This window comes from Streptomyces sp. NPDC030814 (assembly GCF_055572155.1).
Genome location: NZ_JBVIDX010000029.1, coordinates 1 through 18,101, shown reverse-complemented (window position 1 = coordinate 18,101; position 18,101 = coordinate 1). Strand labels below are relative to the sequence as shown.

Here is an 18,101-nt window from a genome sequence, read left to right as displayed (position 1 = left end):
GGGAACTCCCTGGCTGGGGCCGTCGCCCTGGAGCCGATGACCGTGACCTTCTATCCCTGCGACACAGCGGCACTCCTCGCCAAGACCGTTCGCCGTCATGTGGTTGACGGCTCGGCACATCGCATTGGGTCCCGTGCAGTGCTCGCCCAGATCAGGAAACGCATATTTCCGGCATCGTGGTTCCCTGCGCGACCGTCGCCCTTCATGTTGCCAAGAGCGACACCGCCGCACGTCCCTCCTTTTTCTGCCACGCTCGGCCAGGGCGCCACTGCCTCCGCGTTTGCCCCCTCGGCCTCCGCGATGGTCGCGCCCTCAATCCGGCCGCCAAACGCGGCCGTGCCCTCGGCAGCTACGGCTTCTCCGAATCCATCGGCCACCCCCTCGGCCCGCTGCTGGGCGGTGTAGGGCGGCCCGCGCCTGCTCTTCACCGTCATGGCCCTGTGCGCCGCTGCGGTCGCCCTGTGGGCAGCGCTCGCCGTACCCGCCGTGCCACCACTGCCCCACAAGAGGCAAACCGTCGCAGACCTCGCCCGGCGCCTGGCCGACCGCGCCTTCCTCGTCCCCGCCGCATGCCTGGCGGCCGCCACCGCCGCACTCTCCGTCGGTGTCGGTCATCGGCACCGGCCCCGGTCTGATCACCGCCTCGGCTTCGCCAGCCTCGGCCCTCCACACCTGAAGAGCACGTGGGCCAGACCATGGGCTCGGCCGAGCCGGCCGCGAACTCGGCGACACCGACGGGCCCTTGTTCGTCGCTGCTATCGCCACCGTGTCGACCCCCGCCTCCGGCTACGCGGCCCTCGCCGTCCTGCCGGCAGCAGGACCGTTGACAGCTCTGACGGTCCGTTCCCTCGACGACCAGGTCGACGTTGTCGGCCTTGCTTCACACAGGACCACGAAGTTCGAGCTCTCGCGGGAACTGATTGAGCAACTGATCCCTTTGGTCCCCTCATTGACCAGGGTGGATGGCTGTCGATCCCCCCACGCTGAGGTGGGCCGCCGAGCGCCTAGAAGCCGCCGCCGTATCGACAGCACGCATCGCTGGACGCGGGACAGGCGCCCGTGGCCGCCTCGGCTGGGAGCGGGCCGAACATCCCGGCACCGAGGCACTGCCAGGACTCGTGGAAGTACTCGTCCGGCAATGGGCGGCGCGGACTCGACGTGTACAGAGCATTGCCCTGAAGGTCAGTGACCTGGCCATACGCACCCCGGCCGGTCAGTCGGCTGACTCCGGCACGGAGCCACCCGCCGCCTCGGCAGTCGGCTGGACTCCACCCCGAGTAGGAGCCGGGCCGCACGCCGTCGGGTTGTTTCGTGCTGTGCCGCCAGGGGGGTGTCGAACCGCCGATGCCGAAGATGTCGACCACGGGCAGGACCTCGGGCAGGGCGTACGCTCCCGGCTCTCCGGGCCCGGCAGCCGTGAAGTTGAGCAGACGTCGAGGACCACGATGGACGGCGCCTGCTGCGCCAGCACCGTACGGGGCACGGCGTCCGTCACTCCCGGTCATGAACTGCATGCGGTTCGCGATCGAGGGGATGTTGATGTAGTTGGGTCCCGTCACCTCAAGGCCGACGTCGATTCGGTTGGTGCTGCCGCCTACAACCTTGGGCTGCTTGGTGGTTGGAGCCGACCCTGTTGAAGTCGTACAGCACTCCCATTGGTCACCGCTGTCCTGGCGGACCGGCATATGGGTGTGGTTGCGCTTGTCCGGCTCAGGGGCGTGCAGGACGCCGCGGTCTGACCCGCGCCGGCCATCCAGGCTCTGAAGCACCCAGCCGGTCGGGCGGCGCGGCCCGAGGATCTCCCGCTCGATCGGAGTCGGCGGAAGCCGGATGGTGGGGACGTCGTCGTACGAGACGTCGTCGACCCGCTTCACGTAGGCGGGAGCCTTCACCCACACGGTGTACGGGCGGGCTCTACGGTCCCTTGAGCGCGGCCCGGCGCCACCCGCTGCTGCCCGTGCCGTACCCGAGGGTTGAGGAACCTTCGTGCCAGATCGTGCGCTAGGAGTTGTCGTCAAAGTGCCAGGCCCGCGTCAATAGCGATGGGCTGCTTGGTAGGACTCGACGGTCTTCTCGTAGCGGGTGGCGATGCCGCTGAGCATGACCGAATATGACCTGCTGAACTTCTAGTTCCTGCTGAACGGTGGGACCCGGGCGGCGTTCCGCCGGCCGACAAGCTAAATCTCGCTGACGGGGGTAAATAGATGCGGCGTACATGGAAGGTCAAGCTCGCTGGAGTCGCCATGGCAACGGCCGGGGCGGCTTCTCTCATCATGGGAGGGGCGGGATCTGCTGCCGCCGACCCCCCTGTTCCTTGCGGCCTTCGCGATGCCACCGGAACGGGAGGCGGCTATTACGTGGTGAATTGCGTCTACGCCAACTCACTGTTCCGCCTCACTTATTACGCAGGAACCGTCGACCACTGCCTGGGTCCGAAGGAGTGGCGGTACTACTCGTCGTCCTGGCATCTGACAGCGGCTACACGAATCGGTAGCTGCTAAGGGCTGTCCCGTAATCCCCGGCGGGCGCACGACGCCGGCTACGGCACCTCGCCGCGTTGTCGGAACGCCCGCATACATCCAGTATGCGGACACTCCTCCGCCTTGCGATGCACCGCATCCGACGCCGTGCGCTGATCCACTGCGGATTACGGGACAGCCCTTAGCTTGTTCTTTTTCTTCCGGTCTCGAACCGTGTCTCGAACTGGGTCGCTCACCTGGGGATTCGCCGGACGTGGGGGCGGCCTTCGTCTGATCCTGTGCTCCGACCAAGGTGCACGTGACCAAGACGAAGGCCGTGAGGGTGAGTCTGCTGCCTGATGCTGTGCGGAGGGAAATCTTCGCGGAAGCGTCACGCTTCCGGGGCGAGTTCTACGAGTGTCTGACCGCTCGGCGTGACGAGTTGTTCGAGCTCACCGACGCGGTGCTGTGTGCGGAGGGGGCGGTGAAGTCCCCGGTGGACCTGACGCTGCTGCCCGAGCATCGTCGTGGGCACGGAGCGATGTACGGCGGTCTGAACCACGGCCGGGTCGACGTTGGTCGGCTGCGGGCGGTGCCGGCCGGGGCTGTCGCTGCCGCGTTTCGACGGCGGGCGCCTGGTCCTTGCCGTCGATGTCTCGCCGTGGCTCCGCTCGGACGCGCCATGCTCGGCGGAGCGGCTGTTCTGTCACGTCTACGGCCGGGCGAAGACGGTGTCGCAGTTCATTCCGGGCTGGCCCTACTCCCTTTGTGGCCGTGCTGGAGCCCGGTGCCACGTCCTGGACCGCGATCTTGGACGCGGTGCGGCTCGGACCCGTGGACGACGCGACCGCGATCACCGCCGCCCAGCTGAGGGGTGTCGTCCAGCGCCTCATGACCGCAGGCCAGTGGCAGGCCGGGGACCCTCATATCGTGATCGTCAGCGACGCCGGCTACGACGTCACCCGCCTGGCCTGGGTCCTGCGCGATCTGCCGGTCGAGCTGGTCGGCAGGGTCCGCTCCGATCGCGTGATGCGGCTGCCGAAACCACCGAGGATGCACGGCGTCAACGGCCGGCCGCCCAAACACGGCCCGGAATTCCGCTTCACCAAGCCGGAGACCTGGCCCGAGCCCGCGATCACCACGGTCATGGACACCACCACCACCGCAAGGCCGAAACCCAGGCATGGGACAAGGTCCACCCCCGGCTCACCCACCGCTCCTCCTGGCTCGACCACGACGGTGAACTTCCCCTGGTCGAGGGGACGTTGATCCGGTTGAAAGTCGAGCATCTGTCGAAAGACCGCGATGCCCCGCCGGTGTGGTTATGGTCCTCCAAGACCGGCGCCACCCCGGACGACGTGGACCGCTTCTGGCAGGTATTTCTCCGTCGCTTCGATCTGGAAGCACACCTTCCGTTTCGCGAAGCAGACCCTGGGCTGGACCACTCCGAAACTCCGTACTCCCGAGGCCGCGGACCGCTGGACCTGGATCCTGATCGTCGCTCACACCCAGCTCCGGCTCGCCCGGCCCCTCGCCGAAGACCTCCGCCGGCCCTGGGAGAAACCCACCCCCGACCGGCTCACCCCGTCCCGGGTCCGCCGGGGGTTCAGGAACATCCGTGCCCACCTCGTCTGCCCGGCCCGTGTTCCCGAACCCCGCGGCGTCGGCCCCGGACGACCGCCCGGCGCCAAGAACGGACACCGGGCACCCCGCTACGACGTCGGCAAGACCCTCAAACGCCCCGAGACCCTCAAAGCCATCGGCAAGCCCGGAAGAACTTGGTAGATAAAAAACAAGCTTAGAGGTCGCGCAGATAGGCGGCCGGCAGACGGGGACAGGCACAGTTCCATAGTCATGGAGTTGCGACGCTCTGTGACCATCGGAGATCCTGTGCCCGCGCCGCCATCATGGCTGACCGAACCGCTGTGGGAACAGCTGTGGTGTTGGCGACGTCCCAGCCGTGGCGGCGGGCGTCGACGCGTCGTGGCCGGGAGCGGCTGCTTGAAGGGCAGCGGTCAGGTAGCGGTGAACGATGTCCAGTTCGCCCGGAGTGAAGTCCTTGGCCGCCTCGACCAGGTTGGCGATGAGCGGGCCGAAGAAGGACCGCCCCAGCTCCACGGCTTTCTGTTCCACCGTCAGCACGACGCGTCGTCGGTCGTTTTCATCGCGCCTACGACGGACGAGCCCCAGGCGCTCCAGCCGGTCGAGCAGGGCAGTGGTGCCAGCCGAGTTGAGCCGCAGCGCCGTACCGAGTCGTCCCGGGGTGACGTCGGTGCCAGCCCGGTCAGCGTCAAGCAGGTGGATGAGGGCCCGCAGATCGGTCGGGTGCAGGCCGTTTCGTGCGGCGAACTCGGCGCCGCGCAGGTCGAATTCCACGGTTACTGCGCGCAGTAGGTGGACCAGCCGCATCGCGGGGTTGATGTCATCATTCACCGGGCTAGTATCTCGCCAAGCGAGATACTAGGTCAACGAGACGATTCCTCGGGGGTTCACCGTGTCCTCATCCCAAGATTTCTTCGCCGCCTACGACGCACTCCTCGCCCGCTGGCCCACCGGTACCACCGAGATCGACGTTCCCACCCCGTACGGCACCACCCGTGTCCACGCCTACGGCCCTGCTGACGCCACCCCAGTCCTCCTTCTGCACGGCGGCGGCTCCACCGGCGCGGTCTGGTTCGCCAATGCCCCGGCACTCGGCACGCACCACCGGGTGCTGGCCGTCGACATCCTCGGCGATGCCGGACGCAGCATCCCCGGCGGGCGCCCGCTGCGCACAACCACCGACCTGATGGTCTGGTTGGACGCGCTGCTCGACGGCCTCACGGTGTCCCGCACGCACCTGCTGGGCCACTCCTACGGCGGCTGGATCGCTCTGACCTACGCCCTACACGCCGCACGGCGGGTCGATCGGCTGGTACTGCTCGACCCGACCCAGTGCTTCGCCAACTTCCGCCCGAGTTTCCTGCTGCGCTCGCTGCCGATACTGTTGCGCCCGACGGAAGCCCGTGCGCGCGCCTACCTGGACCGCGAGACCGCGGGGACCGACACCGACCTGGGCTGGAAGCGGCTCTATGCCATGGCGGTCTCGGGCTTCACGAACCGGAAACTGGTCGTCGGTCGCCGCCCGGACCCCACGGCGCTGAGCGTCCCGCTCCTGGTCCTTCTCGCCGGCCGCAGTGGCACCCACGACGCCGCGAACGTCGCAGCCCGGGCCCGCAAGGCCGTACCGGACGCCCGGATCGAGATCCTCGCCGAGCTCACCCACTTCGCTATGCCCACCGCCGTGCCCGCGGAGACGAACCACCGGATCACCGATTTCCTGGCAGACAACCAGGAGAAGCAAGCCGCCCCGGGCGCAGTGTGAAGGAGATCAAGCGGAGCGGATTGCGCTGAGGCCACTCAGCAGCGCGATCCAGACTTCGGGGGGAAGGCACGTGGTCGTTCATGGTCGGCGGCGGGGGCGTCCCTCCCAGCGATGGGTGGTCCAGGCTCGGCGGATCAGGCTACGGGCGGTGATGATCGTGTCGGCAAGGTCGAAGAAGGCTTCGATGACGCTGATCCGCCGTTCGTAGCAGCGCGCGAGCTGGTGGAAGGTGTTCTGCCAGGCGTGGGGTGCGCTCGACATGCCACCGCTGGGTGGCCTGGACCGGCGCCATGGTCCCCTTGCGGGCGATCCGGCCGTACGTACCGGTTTCCGACGTAGCGGTCTCCGGGGTTGAGTGTGCCCGAGGGCTGGAGCGTGTCCACCTCGCTGTGTCGCTCTTCGCGGATGTCGTTTCGATGTGCGTTCGGGAGTCACTCGTGGGGCTTCCGCGTGATCAATGTCGATGAGAACTGATGTCATTCGAAAGCAGTTGCGAGCCCTTCGTGTCTCTCTTCAGGGGGCGCCTGTCGTGCTCAGCGGGGCATCGGGCACCCTGCCGCAAGGCGCTGTGCGGGATAGTGCGGCGTTGATCGAGGCGGTGTCGGGGAGGGCGAGGACTGATGGACGGCGTGTTATTGCGGAGTGGAGACAAGAGGCGGCGGACTCGCGCAGTCTTCGTTGTTGTCGGCCTGATGCTCTTCGCCGGATGCGAGGACTCCCGAGGAAAGCCGCCCCCGCCGCCCACTGGGCCGTCTGCCATTGCCTCGTGTGTGACGGCGTCAGGGGAACTGATCGCTGACGTGAACGATGACGGGCGTCCGGATCGCGTCTCCGACCCATCCCGTAGTGGTACTCGCTTCAACATCACCTTCGGGGTCGGCTCGGCCAATGAAGCGACTGTCGGAGCACGCGCCTTGGCTGATTACACCGGTGGCAGACAGGAGTACGTGATCGGCGCCGCCGCGGACTTCAACCTTGACGGATGGGCCGACCTGGTCATCGTCGCGGGAGATGAGCAAGCGGGCGATACCCCGATCTACCCCCGGATGGCCGAGTTGCGGCTGGGCCCTTTCTCCAACAGCGGGCGCGGGCAGAAGATAGTGCCTCTCGGCCTGGGGGCCACGCAGGAGATGTCGGTCGTTGACTACAACCACGACCGGTACCCCGACCTGGCGGTGTACGGCCACGTCGGCGACGGTGAACGTATGGCAAGTGCTCGCCTCGGTGAGGAGGCCAGGGCACTTGCCGACACCAGGGGGTACGAACACGGGACAGAGTTCGAGAGCCCGGCCAGGCTGCCCAACACACGTCTGGGCCGCTTCTATCAGCCCTGCTCGGCGAGCGACGTGACCGAGTGACAACCATCCATCCCGGCCGGCTCCCGGTCATGGTCCCGTCTCCGCCTTCAGCCGCCGCCTTCGAGCGCCGGACTGGCCAACCACAAGTAAGCGAGTTTCAGCCCTTGACCGCGGAGCTGGCGACGCCCTGGACGAACCACCGCTGGAAGAACGCGAAGACGATCAGGGCGGGCAGGACCAGTAGCACGCCGAAGGCGAGGATCTGGCCCCAGCCGACGGGCTGCTGGCGTCGGGCAGCTCGGCGGAAAGGATGCCCCCGTAGGTGGTCGCCAGGACGGTGAGGTTGAGAACAGGGTGGATTCCTTGATCGGTGGGGCCGTCTCTCCCGGAGACCCATGAGACAGCTACCGGGTCGTGCACCAGGCCCGACGTGTGGTGCACATTCCCCCCGTCCGGCCCAGTGCGACTACCCGGACTACGGCAAAGGGCCGCACAACGGGTCCAGCTCGATCACTGACTCTCATTGCGCCCGAACACGGGCGGCTGGGCTCGGTAGCGGCTTTGCCGAAGACGCCCTACCCCTTCCTCACGTACGGAACGCCGGTGGGATCCGAACGCTGTGGACAGTGTTCGGATCCCACCGGCGTTGAGGGCGGGGACGTGTCATGCCGTCGCTGTCTGTGCGGACCCCGCGGGCTCCGTCCGCCCGGTGGCGCCCTGCTGGCCCTGCTCGCGGTCGGCGCGGTCCCGCTCGATGCGCTCGTGTTCGGCGCGTTGCCGTGCGGCCTGCTCTCGGGTGATCACTTCGGTGGCGGCACCGAGGACGACCGCGATCGGCCACTCGACGGCCTCGACCACGGCCATGGCGCCGAGGAGGCCGTAGAAGGCCAGTTTGCGGGGCGAGGGAAGCAGCGAGGTCGCCGCGGATGTGGCCGTACGCGCGTTGCGGAATACGTCGCCCGGGGTCACGTAGGGGATGGGTACCTGGGGGTGCGCGGTGTGCAGGTGCAGCACCTTGCCGCCCGCCCGCTTCTCCTGGCCGCCCTCCTCCTCGCGGCGCTCGGCAGTTGCCTGCTCAGCCTCCTGGGCGCGGGTTTCCTCGGCCTGGGCCTCGGCCCGAGGTGGGGTCGGCTGCTGTTCTTGCTGAGGTCGTGGCTGGGTCTCTGGCGGTGTCATCTCCGCCTCCCGTGCATGCTGGGAAGTGTGGTCGAGGGGTTTCCCCGACCCATTTTCCACCCCTAAGCACCCGCAAACCACTTAAACGGACGAATAGTTCAGATTGTGTGGTGTCCAACCGGTATGTGCGGTCAGGCGTAGGCCGTCACCGGACGCCCGGTCGCGGAGAACGTCTTCCAGAGCTGCATGAACAGCCGTACGAGGGCGGCCTCGATCAGGGCGACCGCGACCTGGGTCAGGATCGTGGTGAAGATGTGCGGCACGGTGAGCCGCCTTTCGCTATCAGTGTGCATCGTGCTGGGAACGGCTCCTTTGTCCGGTCCGATGTCATCCGGGAGGCTGCACACGGGTGGCCTGCGGGTGAACTTTCACCAGCGGACCGGCGGCGCGCCGCACCACAGCCGGCACCAGGACCGACCCCACCGCCGAAGCCAGCGCGATCGTCCAGCCCACGGGGCACAGAGGCCGGTTGCCGAAGAAGTGGCTGAGGCCGGGAACGGTCACCACTACTCCCAGCACGACCAGGGACCCCACGGCGGCCGCGGCGACCACCCGGTCGCGGCCCGCGTCCCGCAGCGTCTGGAGCAGCTGGGAGGAGATCAGGGCGGCCATGGCGACGGTGTCGGCGTGCGCCCGGGTGCCGGTCGCCCGGGCCAGGACCCAGGCGACGGGGGCAGCGGCCGCGGTGACGGTGGCGCGCAGCTGGAGGTGGCGGGTCAGGGCCTTGCCCAGCGAGGCTTCGGGCCCCTCCGCGAGCAGCCGGTCGGCGTGGTCGGCGGGCGGCCGGGCGGCGATGGCCATGGCGGGCAGCATGTCGGTGAGCAGGTTAACCAGCAGCAGCTGGCGTGCGTTGATCGCGCTGCGCCCGGTGAGCAAGGTGGTCGCCAGGACGAAGGCGATCTCGCCCAGGGTGCCGCCGAGCAGGATGCCCAGCGCCTTGCGCACCGAGGCCCACATGGCCCGGCCCTCGACGAAGGCGTCGACGATGGTCTCGATACGGTCGTCGGTGACGACCATGTCGGCGGCGGTGCGGGCGGCCGGGGTGGGCCGAGGGCGATGCCGATGTCGGCGATGCGGATGGCGGGGGCGTCGTTGGCGCCGTCGCCGGTGACGGCCACGACGCGCCCGGCCGCGCGCAACGGGGTGACGATCCGGACCTTGTGCGCCGGGGTGACCCGGGCGAACACCGTGACGTCCGGCAGCGTCCGGGCGAGCGCGGCGTCGTCCAGGGCGTCCAGCTCCACCCCGTCATCAGCCGCGGCTCCTCCTCGGGCCGCAGTTCCCGGGCGATCGCGGCAGCCGTGCTGGGATGGTCCCCGGTGACCATGACGATGCGCACCCCAGCCCGGGACAGCCGGTCCACGCTCTCGGCGGCGGTGGCCCGCACCGGGTTCCGCCAGGCCCAGCAGACACAGCCCGTCAACGCTCTCGTCGTCGAGTTCCGTCGCATCGCCGGGCGCCTGCGAGGGCGCCACCCGCTCGGCGACCGCCAGGACCCTCAGGCCGCCCCGGGCGAGCCGGTCGACCTCCGTCTCGGTCTCCGCCTGCTGCCGTTCGTCGAACGGCTCGGTGGTCTCACCCCGGCGGATGGTGTCGCAGCGGGCCAGTACAACCTCTGGCGCGCCCTTGACCACAACCCGCGTCTCGGCATCGACCCGTCCCAGCACGGCGTGGTAGCCGCGCCCCGGCTCGAACGGAAGCTCCGCCAGTAGTTCCCAGGTGTCCGAGCCGAGCCCGGCGGCCCGGGCCGGGGCGGCACCCAGCAGCTCGGCACCGGCGGCGATGGCCCGGTCGGTGGGATGGGCCAGCGACGCGGCCGGCCCCGGCGGACCCGCCAGGGCCGCCGTGGCCAGGATCCGGCGCAGCGCCGGGGTGAGCCGGTCGGGCGGACGGCGATCGAGGCCGTCGAACACCTGCTGCAGGCTGATCCGGCCCTCGGTGAGCGTGCCAGTCTTGTCGAAGCACAGCACATCGGTGCGGCCCAGCGCCTCGATGGTGGAGGAGCTGCGCACGAGCGTGTCGCGGGTGGACAGCCGACGGGCGGCGGCCAGCTCGGCGACCGTGGCGATGAACGGCAGCCCCACGCGCACGGCCGCCACGCACAGGCTGACCGCGGAGCCCAGGGCGGCGCCCAGCGGCCGCCGGCGCAGCAGGTCGATGGCGAACAGCACGACACCCGCCGCGACGGACAACGGCAGGAACCACCGGCCCAGCGCCTTCAGCCGCCGCTCCACACCGCTCTGAGGCGGCCCGCCCTCCGGGGCCGCCTCGGCCGCGCTGCCGGCCTCGGTGGCCGTCCCGGTGGCAACGACCACGGCCAGCGCCTCACCGGCCGCCACCGTCGTCCCCTGATAGAGCATGGAAGTCCGGTCCGCGACCGCCCGGGCAGCAGTCGGCGCGGCGCTCTTCACCACAGGCAGCGACTCGCCGGTCAGACTGGACTCGTCGACCTCCACGCCCTGCGCCCGCACCACCCGGCAGTCCGCCGGAACCGCGTCCCCGGCCCGCAGCTCGATCACATCGCCGCGCACCAGGTGCTCGACGGCCGCCGCGCCCGGCCCCGCGCGGTCGGGCCGACGTACCCGCACCCGTGCCGAGGTGGCCTCGACCAGCCGTTCCACCTCCCGCTCGGCCTGCTGCTGCACGCCGCCGAACCAGCGCGTCCACCCCGAGGGCGCCGCCGATGAGCACGGCGTCCAGTACGGAGCCGAGCGCGGCCGAGACTCCGCCGCCGACGGCGAGGATGGGGGTGAGCGAGTTGGCCAGCTCCTCCGCGACCGGCCAGGCCGGGCACCACGACGGGTCGATGTCCTCCAGCTGCTCGCGCCGCTCCTCCGACAGCGCGCCGGCCACCGATCCCACCGGCAGACCCTCGGCACGCCGCTGCTCGATCTCGGCAGCCTTCCGCGCGGCGGCCCTGGCGTTCTTCGGAAAGATCCCGACCTTGTACCCCGCGTGCGTCCGCCTCAAGGGCGACGGCGTGCACCACGCGATGCTCGGCATCGCGCGCCTGCACAACTTCGCCCTGGCAGGCTGATCGAACAAGCCGCCCGACGGGCATCTACGTCACCGCCTCAGCGGAGATCATTTACGGGACCGGGTGCGGGCCTCCGGGCTTCCGCGCCGTCCCAGCAGCGGCGCGCTCCTGCGGGCCAACTGTGTGCGGAGCCGGCTTATCTGGCCTGAGCGGGGTTCAGGATTGTTGCCCATGTAGTGAAGGGCGCTATGGGAGTCTCCGCATCTCCGGGGGTGCTGACTGCTGTGCGCCCTTGAGTCCTTGAAGGTTCACGAGACGTGTCACCGTCTCTGGACAGCTCATATATAGGCTATGTAGAGTACGAGTATGGGTAGTCCGCGTATGACCCTGCAGACCCAACTGGTGCTCCGGGCCTTGCTGGAAGACCCCGCCAAGGAGCGTTACGGCCTTGAGCTGTGCGAGCTGGCGGGGCTGCCGTCGGGCACGATCTATCCGATCCTTGCCCGTCTGGAACAAGTCGGCTGGGTGGACAGCACCTGGGAAGACCCTGCCGTACATGAGGAAGCCGGCCGTCCGCGCCGTCGCTTCTACCACATCACCGAGGACGGTGCCGAGCGCGCGCGGGACGCCCTGGCGCGTGCCTACCGGGCCCGCAGGCAGCCCCTGCCGGGGTGGGCCGCCCGCCCGATCGCCGACGGGGGAGTGTCATGAGGGCCCGGCGCCGGTTAGCACTCCGACCGAACAGGCGGCACTCCGCCGCCCCGTCCCTGGACGGTCTCCTGGATATCGTGCGTACGCATCACCCGGACGCCGACACCTCGCTCATCCAGGACGCCCACGATGAGGCCGCCATGTGGCACGCGGGCCAAACCCACCGCAGCGGCGACCCGCTCCTCACCCACTGCATCGCCGTCGCCGCCATTGTTGCCGACATCGGCATGCCACCGCCCGTGATCTGCGCGGCCCTTCTGCACGACATCGACGACAGTGCCTGCCCGCCGGGCTGCTTGACCGAGCGCTTCGGGCAGGAGGTCGCCGACCTGATCTCGGCCGTCCGCACCGCCAGGCTCAGCGCGATCCCGCTCAGCGCACTCAACTTCCACACCGCACGGACGCCGACGCGTGAGGAGGCCGTGCTGGCCATCCGTCTCGCCGACCGGCTGCACAACATGCGCACCATCGCCTTCGTCCCCCCGACAAGGCGCTACCGCGTCGCCCGTGAAACCCTCGACGTCATCGCACCACTGGCCCGCGCAGCCGGCCTGACAGACGTGAGCCGCGAACTGCACGACCTCTCCTCCGCCGTCATCCAGCCCACATCCACCGCCCCAGTCACCACACGCGCACTTACCATACTGACCCTGCTGCTTCCCACGCCGACGCGCGCGCGATGGCGCGAGGAATGGCACACCCAGGCTGTCGTGGACACTGCGCCGAACGGCCTTGCGGGGACAACGATGGTGAGCACCGTAGCCCGCATCGGCAGCGTGCTGGGTGCGGCGGCCGCTTTCGCCATCGCCATGGCCCGTGGCGGCCTGCCCGCCTGGACCACCGGAACTCTCCCGGCAGGCACCCTCGCCCTCGCCGCTCGTTCACGCCGGAGTTCAAGGCCGAGATAGTCGAGCTGTGCCGGCGGGGTGACCGCTCGGTCGGTCAGGTCGCCAAGGACTTCGACCTGACCGAGACCGCGGTGCGGGACTGGGTCAAGCAGGCCGAGGCCGACGCCGGCGAGCGGGACGGGCTGACCAGCAACACCCTCGCAGGGGCCCGCATGAGGGCGTCCCGCCCGTACACGGCGGCTGCAACCGGCCCCGGCCCGGCAGCACTCATGACCGGGTGCGTGCAACCGGCGGCGCTCCTGCGCAGCCGCCTTGACGGGGTATGGGAGCACCTTCGCTCCGACGCCGGATCCAGGACCGCCCCCGCCACGACGGCCCCGGCCGTCCGCGCTACGGATTACAGAGTTCCTCCACCGCTACCTGCCACTCCTTCACCGTCTTCCTGCCCTCCAGCCACAGGTCCCTGAAGTGTTCGACCTTGGCCATCTGAGTCTCGATCGCCACCTCGTTCGGGGGCTCTGCGGCTTGCAAGACGAGGAGCTCGTCTTGAGCGTCGTTCAGGAGATTCAGCCTGGCAACAGCCACCTCCTGGGACTTCTTAAGGCCAGCCTTGGCATGCTCACAGATCGGCGGTGTTCCCGGCATCTGTCCTCCTCGGTAAACGCACTCGACGTGCGGGGGCTGGGTCGGGTGTCGGCCAGGTGCCACGTATGAACGGGACGCGGCCGCCCGTCCTCCCGCAAGCTAATGGCCGTTTCGCTCCAGGCAGAGGAATCCGCACCCCGCGCGGGAGATGTTGCACTGTTCGGCGGAGCCCCGGCGGCACACTGATGAGGCTCTTTGAAAGCGGCCAGAGCTGCTTGTCTTCCCCATTTGGTTCGGTTTTGGAGGATGTGGGGAGGGTGGGGAGTAGGAGCATGTGCCGCGGTGGTCGGCCTGGTCATCACACGGCTGTGCGTGTTGTGTAGCTTTGGCCAGAGGCTGATCTTTGGGGGGAGAGGGAGATCGTGCACGACTTGGGGGCGTTGCGCTTCGTGTCCTGCGCTGGATCGGCGCCGGGATAGCCGCCGCGCTGGAATACACGAACCTCCGTGACGGCTTTCGGGGGCTCAGGCGTGACAAGCGGCGCGGAGCGCGCCGTTCTCGCTGAGTGGTGAAGTTCTTCCGCTGAACAGAACCTGCTGAGGGGCCGCCGACCGTTAGGTCGGCGGCCCCTGGTGATCGGTGACGGTCAGGTGTTGTCGGCGTAGTAGACGCGGAGGATGCCGTCGATGTCGTTGACTGTGTCCGAGATGCTGCTGGTGTCGATCCAGCGGTGTCCGATGTGGGAGTCCTGGCAGATGCTGTCGGGGTGTTCGACGGTGACGGCGAAGACGAAGACCCGGGTGACCTGGCCGCGGTCGTCGAGGTGGTCGTTGTGGCCGAGGTAACGCCCGACGTCCGCGGTTGAGAAGCCGAAGTGCTCGGCCAGGATGCGGTGCATGCCCATGACCAGGGTCTCCCCGGCCCAGACGCAGCCGGCGGGCAGTTGCCAGCGGGGTGGGGTGTCGAAGTCGGGGGCGGCGGCCTCGATGAGGAGGAAGCGTCCTTGGTGCTCGATCAGGGCCGCGGTGGCCAGGTCGGTGATGCCCTCGCTGTGGGTTCGCGAGACCAGGTCGTCGATCTGGCCGTGGCCGGAGAGGTCGATCACGGGGCCCTCCGCAGGGGGATGATGTCCGGGCTGCGGACGGGCATGGCGGGGCGGGCGGCTTCGGGGGTGGCGGGGCGGGCGGCTTCGGGGGTGGCCAGCAGGGCGACGATGGTGACGGGCTGCTGGCAGTGTGGGCAGTTCCGTGTCGCGGCGGGCTCCAACGGTTCGCGTTCGGGGGTCACTTGGCGGGATCCTCCGGTTCGGTTGGCCGTTTTGGGTGGCGGCGGGAGTTCGGGCAGCGGCGGTGGTGGTGGGGGCGGTGTCTCGCCCAGGCGGCGGGCTCGTGCCTCGTCCCGTTCCTGTCCGCGCTGGCGGTCGGCGTCCCGCCGGCAGGTGGGAGAGCAGTAGACCTGCCGGGTGGTCCGGGGGGCTTCGAAAGCCTCCTGGCAGCTGGGGCAGGTGCGTTGTTCGAGGAACGCGGTGCTGTTGCGGGCGACGGCCCGGCACTCGGCCGAGCAGTAGATGCGCCGGGGGCTGACGTCGGTGGTGAACTCGTTCGTGCAGGCGGGACAGCTCCGCTGGACCGGTGTGTGCTGGCGGTTGGCCTCGCGGCAGGCGGGTGAGCAGAAGGTCTGCCGGCTGGTACTACTGGCTGCGGTGAACGTGGTCTGGCAGACCGGGCAGTGACGGGCCAACTCGGCAGGCCAGTACCGACCGCTCCAACGCGATCACGTGGCCGGCGTCGCGGACGGTCTGGCCGGCCCCGCGGACCGCCTTGCGGTGCCGGGCGATCACAGCCCGTCCGGCGGTGGCGATGTCCAGGAAGTCCTCGCCCAGGCGGCAGGTCAGCGTCACCCGGGCGCCGGGCAGGCCCGGCGGGACCGAGTAGAAGTTGCCCTCGAATGGCACCAGGCTCTGTGCGGTCACCGTCCGTTCCACCGACAGCTGAGCCGGGAACGGCAGCACGGGCAGCGCCAACGGAGGCTCCGCAGCGGCGAGTTCGGCCACCGTGGTTCGTGCCCCGTCGACAGTGCGGCGGCGCGCGTCCATCCGGACGGACAGTTTGTCGACGCCGGACTGGGCCTGCTCGACACTCAGGTCGTCCGGGAGGGTTCGCCACCACCGCTGGGCGGCCGAGTGGTTGGCCTTCTCCACCACGCCCTTGCGGTTGCCGCGACGTGAGGGACACACGTCCACCCCGACGCCGTAGTACTTCGCCACCCCGGCGAACGCGGCGGTGACCTGACCGCTGGACGGGTAGCAGACCGTGGACATCCGGTCGAAGCGCCACCGGCGAGCGGTCCCGCCGAGCTTGCGCACCACCTGGTCCAGGCCGTGGACCAGGTGCGGGAAGTCCTCGCACTCCGCGAGGACCGCCCGCCAGCGGCCCGAGTGCGCCAGGGCACCGACCAGCAGTGTGCGCATGCGCGCCAACACCCCATTCCCCGGGCAGATCCGGCAGCTCAAGCCAGTCGAACTGGATCTCCTCGCCCGGAGGGTGCGCCATGATCGCGACATCCCGGCCGCGGGTCGTCTGGCACGGATCGCAGTGTGGCCGGACGCCATATCGACGAAGAGCCCGCGTGAAGGTCGAGTAGCCGCCGTGATAGCCCAGTTCCACGACCTCGTCGAACAGGGCACTCGCCCACAGATGCGGATCGTCGGCCAGCCGCTGACGGCAGTAGTCCAGGAACGGCACGAACGCATCCGGTGCCTGGCGGCGCCGGCCGGCCTCCACCTCGCCGTTCAAATACGCACGGATCGCCTTGCGATCACGCCCCAGATGCCGGGCGATCGCCGAGATCGTCCAGCCCTGACGACGCAGAGCATGCGCGTCCACGTCTTCCTCCCGCGTGAGCATCCGGGCCTCCGAACAGGCCGACCGTCAAGCACACGCAGGCTCTCCACGACTCGCCGATACCAGTTCGACACGCCGGACAAGATCACTCAATAAGTGGGGAGATCAACTGAGCAAATTTGGGGACACCACCGAGCACGGGTGGGGAAATTCAAAGAGCGTCATCAACACCGGAAACCGTCGGGCCGGTAGCGGTAGGGAACCTAGGTCGCGCCACGACTCCTCGTCCAGCAGCCCTCGTGGCCGCCGCCCGGCGAGGCCTCCGGACGCGTTCGGCGGCCGGCCCTGGCTGGTCTTCGTCGCCGGTATCGAGATCGACGACGTTGGACGGGCCGGACAGCGACGCATCCCACAGCGCACCCACCGTTTCTCGAGGGCAGTTGTCCGAGGACGTCCGTACGCTGACCCCATGCCCCCCAATCCTTCCGGCCGTGGCTCCGTGCGGTCCGCGGTCGACCTCAACGAGCGGATCCCCACCCTCTTCCGCACCGCCGGCGGCTACCTCCGCCCCCACGAATGGCTCGAGTACGAGCAGCTCGTCACCGCCTGGGCCCTCGCCGACGCCGCCGAACGTGGGCCAGGCTGCACCGGGTCATCTTCGACGAACTCGGCGCCAGAGGAGACCTCGACTGGTTGAGGTGCGCGATCGACTCCGTCAGCGTACGGGCAGCAAAAAAGGGGGGCCACTGACCGGACCGAATCCGGACCGACCGCGGCAAGAGCGGATCGAAAATCCACCTGCTCACGGACCGGAACGGAGTGCCCCTGTCACTGGGCATATCCGGCGCCATGCACGACAGCCTCGGCCTGGAGCCACTGGATGGGCGGGATCCCACCCATCCGATCCCGGCGTGGCCCTCGCCGTCGGCGCCCGGCCAAGCTCCACGCGGACAAGGGATACGACTATGACCACCTGCGGCGATGGCTGCGAAAGCGCGGCATTCGCCACCGCATCGCCCGCAAGGGAATCGAGTCCTCACAGCGGCTCGGTAAACATCGCTGGGTCGTTGAGAGGACAGTGTCCTGGCTCACTGGATGCCGCCTGCACCGCCGCCGTGAACGCAAGGCCGAGCACTTCCTGGCCTTCTTCGGCACAACCGCAGCCCTCATGTGTCACCGCCGCTTGAACAGGTGAACAGCATCCGCAGTGCAGTCACTGCACGAAGATGAGTTGCGTGGACAGCCCTACTGAGCACGAAGCCGCTGTGACCCGCTTGTGGCGGGAACACCTGCGCGCGGCCTTCCCCGCTGGCCTGCGCGGGGCCGAGAGGGCAGGCATCGACATGGTGTTGCTTGACGCTGACATCGCCGGGTGCCTCTCCACCTGGCAAAACAACGGTGGCACTCTGGACTCAGAGCGCCACCGGATCTTGCGCGACTGCATCGCAGACCTAGGCCACGTCCTGCCGTTACTCAACGAAGCAGAGGACTTCTTCTACTTCCAGCGCCTGCGTCAGCTGGCTCAACTCGTGTCGGATACTGGCCCACAATCGACCAAGTGAAACGACGTCTTACTGACCTTTTCGTAAGTTCGGTGGATGTGCTGGCCTTGTGAGTGGGAGGCTTCCGGGGTGGCTTATCGACCCTCGCCTTCGGATGCCAGCTCGTCTCTTCCTCCTTTGTCGCGGCCTCAGTTGGCGGAGGCACGGCGTGTTCGGGCGGTCGAGTTGTTCGAGGAGGGCGCTTCGAATGCGGCGATCGCGCGGGCGGTGGGTGTGTGTGCCGAGAGTGTGCGGCGTTGGCGTCGGGTGTGGGAGCAGGGCGGCGTTTCGGCCCTGCG

The 18,101-nt window shown here is 68.9% G+C and carries 18 protein-coding genes and 4 pseudogenes; 11 read left to right on the top strand and 11 right to left on the bottom strand.

Annotated features, from left to right (window positions below):
* Positions 1-1,004: 1,004 nt before the first annotated feature.
* Positions 1,005-1,892 carry a hypothetical protein gene (locus ACZ43N_RS36700; RefSeq protein WP_468103408.1) on the bottom strand — a complete coding sequence of 296 codons (888 nt, stop codon included), beginning with the start codon at positions 1,890-1,892 and terminating at the stop codon, positions 1,005-1,007.
* Positions 1,893-2,802: 910 nt separating this feature from the next.
* Here ACZ43N_RS36700 and ACZ43N_RS36695 point away from each other — a divergent pair.
* Positions 2,803-4,244: pseudogene (locus tag ACZ43N_RS36695) on the top strand (NF041680 family putative transposase).
* 120 nt (positions 4,245-4,364) lie between these two features.
* Here ACZ43N_RS36695 and ACZ43N_RS36690 read toward each other — a convergent pair.
* A complete protein-coding gene (locus tag ACZ43N_RS36690) occupies positions 4,365-4,868 on the bottom strand; it encodes a MarR family winged helix-turn-helix transcriptional regulator (protein WP_468103511.1) in 504 nt (167 codons plus the stop codon).
* An 85-nt stretch (positions 4,869-4,953) separates the two neighbouring features.
* On the opposite strand from ACZ43N_RS36690, the gene ACZ43N_RS36685 reads away from it, so the two are divergent.
* The gene (locus tag ACZ43N_RS36685) at positions 4,954-5,823 is read left to right on the top strand and encodes an alpha/beta fold hydrolase (protein ID WP_468103406.1); all 870 of its coding nucleotides are present in this window, start codon (positions 4,954-4,956) and stop codon (positions 5,821-5,823) included.
* A gap of 78 nt (positions 5,824-5,901) precedes the next feature.
* Here ACZ43N_RS36685 and ACZ43N_RS36680 read toward each other — a convergent pair.
* A pseudogene (locus tag ACZ43N_RS36680) lies at positions 5,902-6,154 on the bottom strand (IS5/IS1182 family transposase); the annotation flags it as partial.
* Positions 6,155-6,623: 469 nt separating this feature from the next.
* Here ACZ43N_RS36680 and ACZ43N_RS36675 point away from each other — a divergent pair.
* Entirely contained in the window at positions 6,624-7,181 is a 558-nt protein-coding gene (locus ACZ43N_RS36675) for an FG-GAP repeat domain-containing protein (protein WP_468103404.1), read from the top strand.
* A 603-nt stretch (positions 7,182-7,784) separates the two neighbouring features.
* On the opposite strand, the gene ACZ43N_RS36670 is transcribed toward ACZ43N_RS36675, so the two are convergent.
* The 4 genes from ACZ43N_RS36670 to ACZ43N_RS36655 all read right to left on the bottom strand — a co-directional run bounded on the left by ACZ43N_RS36670 (position 7,785) and on the right by ACZ43N_RS36655 (position 10,942).
* Positions 7,785-8,297 (bottom strand): hypothetical protein, encoded by a 513-nt coding sequence (locus ACZ43N_RS36670; protein WP_468103402.1) that lies wholly within the window; start codon positions 8,295-8,297, stop codon positions 7,785-7,787.
* Positions 8,298-8,428: 131 nt separating this feature from the next.
* Complete coding sequence (locus ACZ43N_RS36665; RefSeq protein WP_468103401.1) at positions 8,429-8,590, bottom strand: hypothetical protein; 162 nt, start codon at positions 8,588-8,590, stop codon at positions 8,429-8,431.
* A gap of 34 nt (positions 8,591-8,624) precedes the next feature.
* Positions 8,625-9,098: a cation transporting ATPase C-terminal domain-containing protein gene (locus ACZ43N_RS36660; protein WP_468103399.1), complete on the bottom strand. Its 474-nt coding sequence runs from the start codon at positions 9,096-9,098 to the stop codon at positions 8,625-8,627.
* On the bottom strand, positions 9,014-10,942 hold the full coding sequence (locus ACZ43N_RS36655) for an HAD-IC family P-type ATPase (protein ID WP_468103397.1): 1,929 nt from the start codon (positions 10,940-10,942) through the stop codon (positions 9,014-9,016). The genes ACZ43N_RS36660 and ACZ43N_RS36655 overlap by 85 nt, the downstream gene beginning before the upstream one ends.
* A gap of 38 nt (positions 10,943-10,980) precedes the next feature.
* Here ACZ43N_RS36655 and ACZ43N_RS36650 point away from each other — a divergent pair, with 38 nt between their 5' ends.
* The 4 genes and pseudogenes from ACZ43N_RS36650 to ACZ43N_RS36635 all read left to right on the top strand — a co-directional run.
* Positions 10,981-11,334 (top strand): hypothetical protein, encoded by a 354-nt coding sequence (locus tag ACZ43N_RS36650; RefSeq protein ID WP_468103518.1) that lies wholly within the window; start codon positions 10,981-10,983, stop codon positions 11,332-11,334.
* A gap of 306 nt (positions 11,335-11,640) precedes the next feature.
* Complete coding sequence (locus ACZ43N_RS36645; protein WP_468103395.1) at positions 11,641-11,985, top strand: PadR family transcriptional regulator; 345 nt, start codon at positions 11,641-11,643, stop codon at positions 11,983-11,985.
* Positions 11,986-12,062: 77 nt separating this feature from the next.
* Positions 12,063-12,893, top strand: coding sequence for an HD domain-containing protein (locus ACZ43N_RS36640; RefSeq protein WP_468103393.1), 831 nt, complete (start codon positions 12,063-12,065; stop codon positions 12,891-12,893).
* Positions 12,818-12,991: pseudogene (locus tag ACZ43N_RS36635) on the top strand (transposase); the annotation flags it as partial. The gene ACZ43N_RS36640 and the pseudogene ACZ43N_RS36635, both read left to right, overlap by 76 nt.
* Positions 12,992-13,223: 232 nt before the next feature.
* On the opposite strand, the gene ACZ43N_RS36630 reads toward ACZ43N_RS36635, so the two are convergent.
* From ACZ43N_RS36630 to ACZ43N_RS36615, 4 genes are all read right to left on the bottom strand, one after another.
* A complete protein-coding gene (locus ACZ43N_RS36630; RefSeq protein ID WP_468103516.1) occupies positions 13,224-13,478 on the bottom strand; it encodes a hypothetical protein in 255 nt (84 codons plus the stop codon).
* Between the two features lie 586 nt (positions 13,479-14,064).
* Positions 14,065-14,523, bottom strand: a complete 459-nt coding sequence (locus ACZ43N_RS36625; protein WP_468103391.1) for an NUDIX hydrolase — start codon at positions 14,521-14,523, stop codon at positions 14,065-14,067.
* Positions 14,520-14,705, bottom strand: a complete 186-nt coding sequence (locus tag ACZ43N_RS36620) for a hypothetical protein (RefSeq protein ID WP_468103390.1) — start codon at positions 14,703-14,705, stop codon at positions 14,520-14,522. The genes ACZ43N_RS36625 and ACZ43N_RS36620 overlap by 4 nt, the downstream gene beginning before the upstream one ends.
* A gap of 403 nt (positions 14,706-15,108) precedes the next feature.
* Positions 15,109-15,888 (bottom strand): Mu transposase domain-containing protein, encoded by a 780-nt coding sequence (locus ACZ43N_RS36615; protein WP_468103389.1) that lies wholly within the window; start codon positions 15,886-15,888, stop codon positions 15,109-15,111.
* Between ACZ43N_RS36615 and ACZ43N_RS36610 the strand changes: the two genes are divergently transcribed.
* The 4 genes and pseudogenes from ACZ43N_RS36610 to ACZ43N_RS36595 all read left to right on the top strand — a co-directional run.
* The gene (locus ACZ43N_RS36610) at positions 15,887-16,417 is read left to right on the top strand and encodes a hypothetical protein (protein ID WP_468103515.1); all 531 of its coding nucleotides are present in this window, start codon (positions 15,887-15,889) and stop codon (positions 16,415-16,417) included. The two genes, ACZ43N_RS36615 and ACZ43N_RS36610, sit on opposite strands and share 2 nt — an antisense overlap.
* A 250-nt stretch (positions 16,418-16,667) precedes the next feature.
* Positions 16,668-17,456 (top strand): annotated as a pseudogene (locus ACZ43N_RS36605) (IS5 family transposase).
* A 40-nt stretch (positions 17,457-17,496) separates the two neighbouring features.
* Positions 17,497-17,823: a hypothetical protein gene (locus ACZ43N_RS36600; RefSeq protein WP_468103388.1), complete on the top strand. Its 327-nt coding sequence runs from the start codon at positions 17,497-17,499 to the stop codon at positions 17,821-17,823.
* A gap of 36 nt (positions 17,824-17,859) precedes the next feature.
* Positions 17,860-18,101 (top strand): helix-turn-helix domain-containing protein (locus tag ACZ43N_RS36595; protein ID WP_468103387.1); only part of this gene is annotated, 242 nt, incomplete at its 3' end.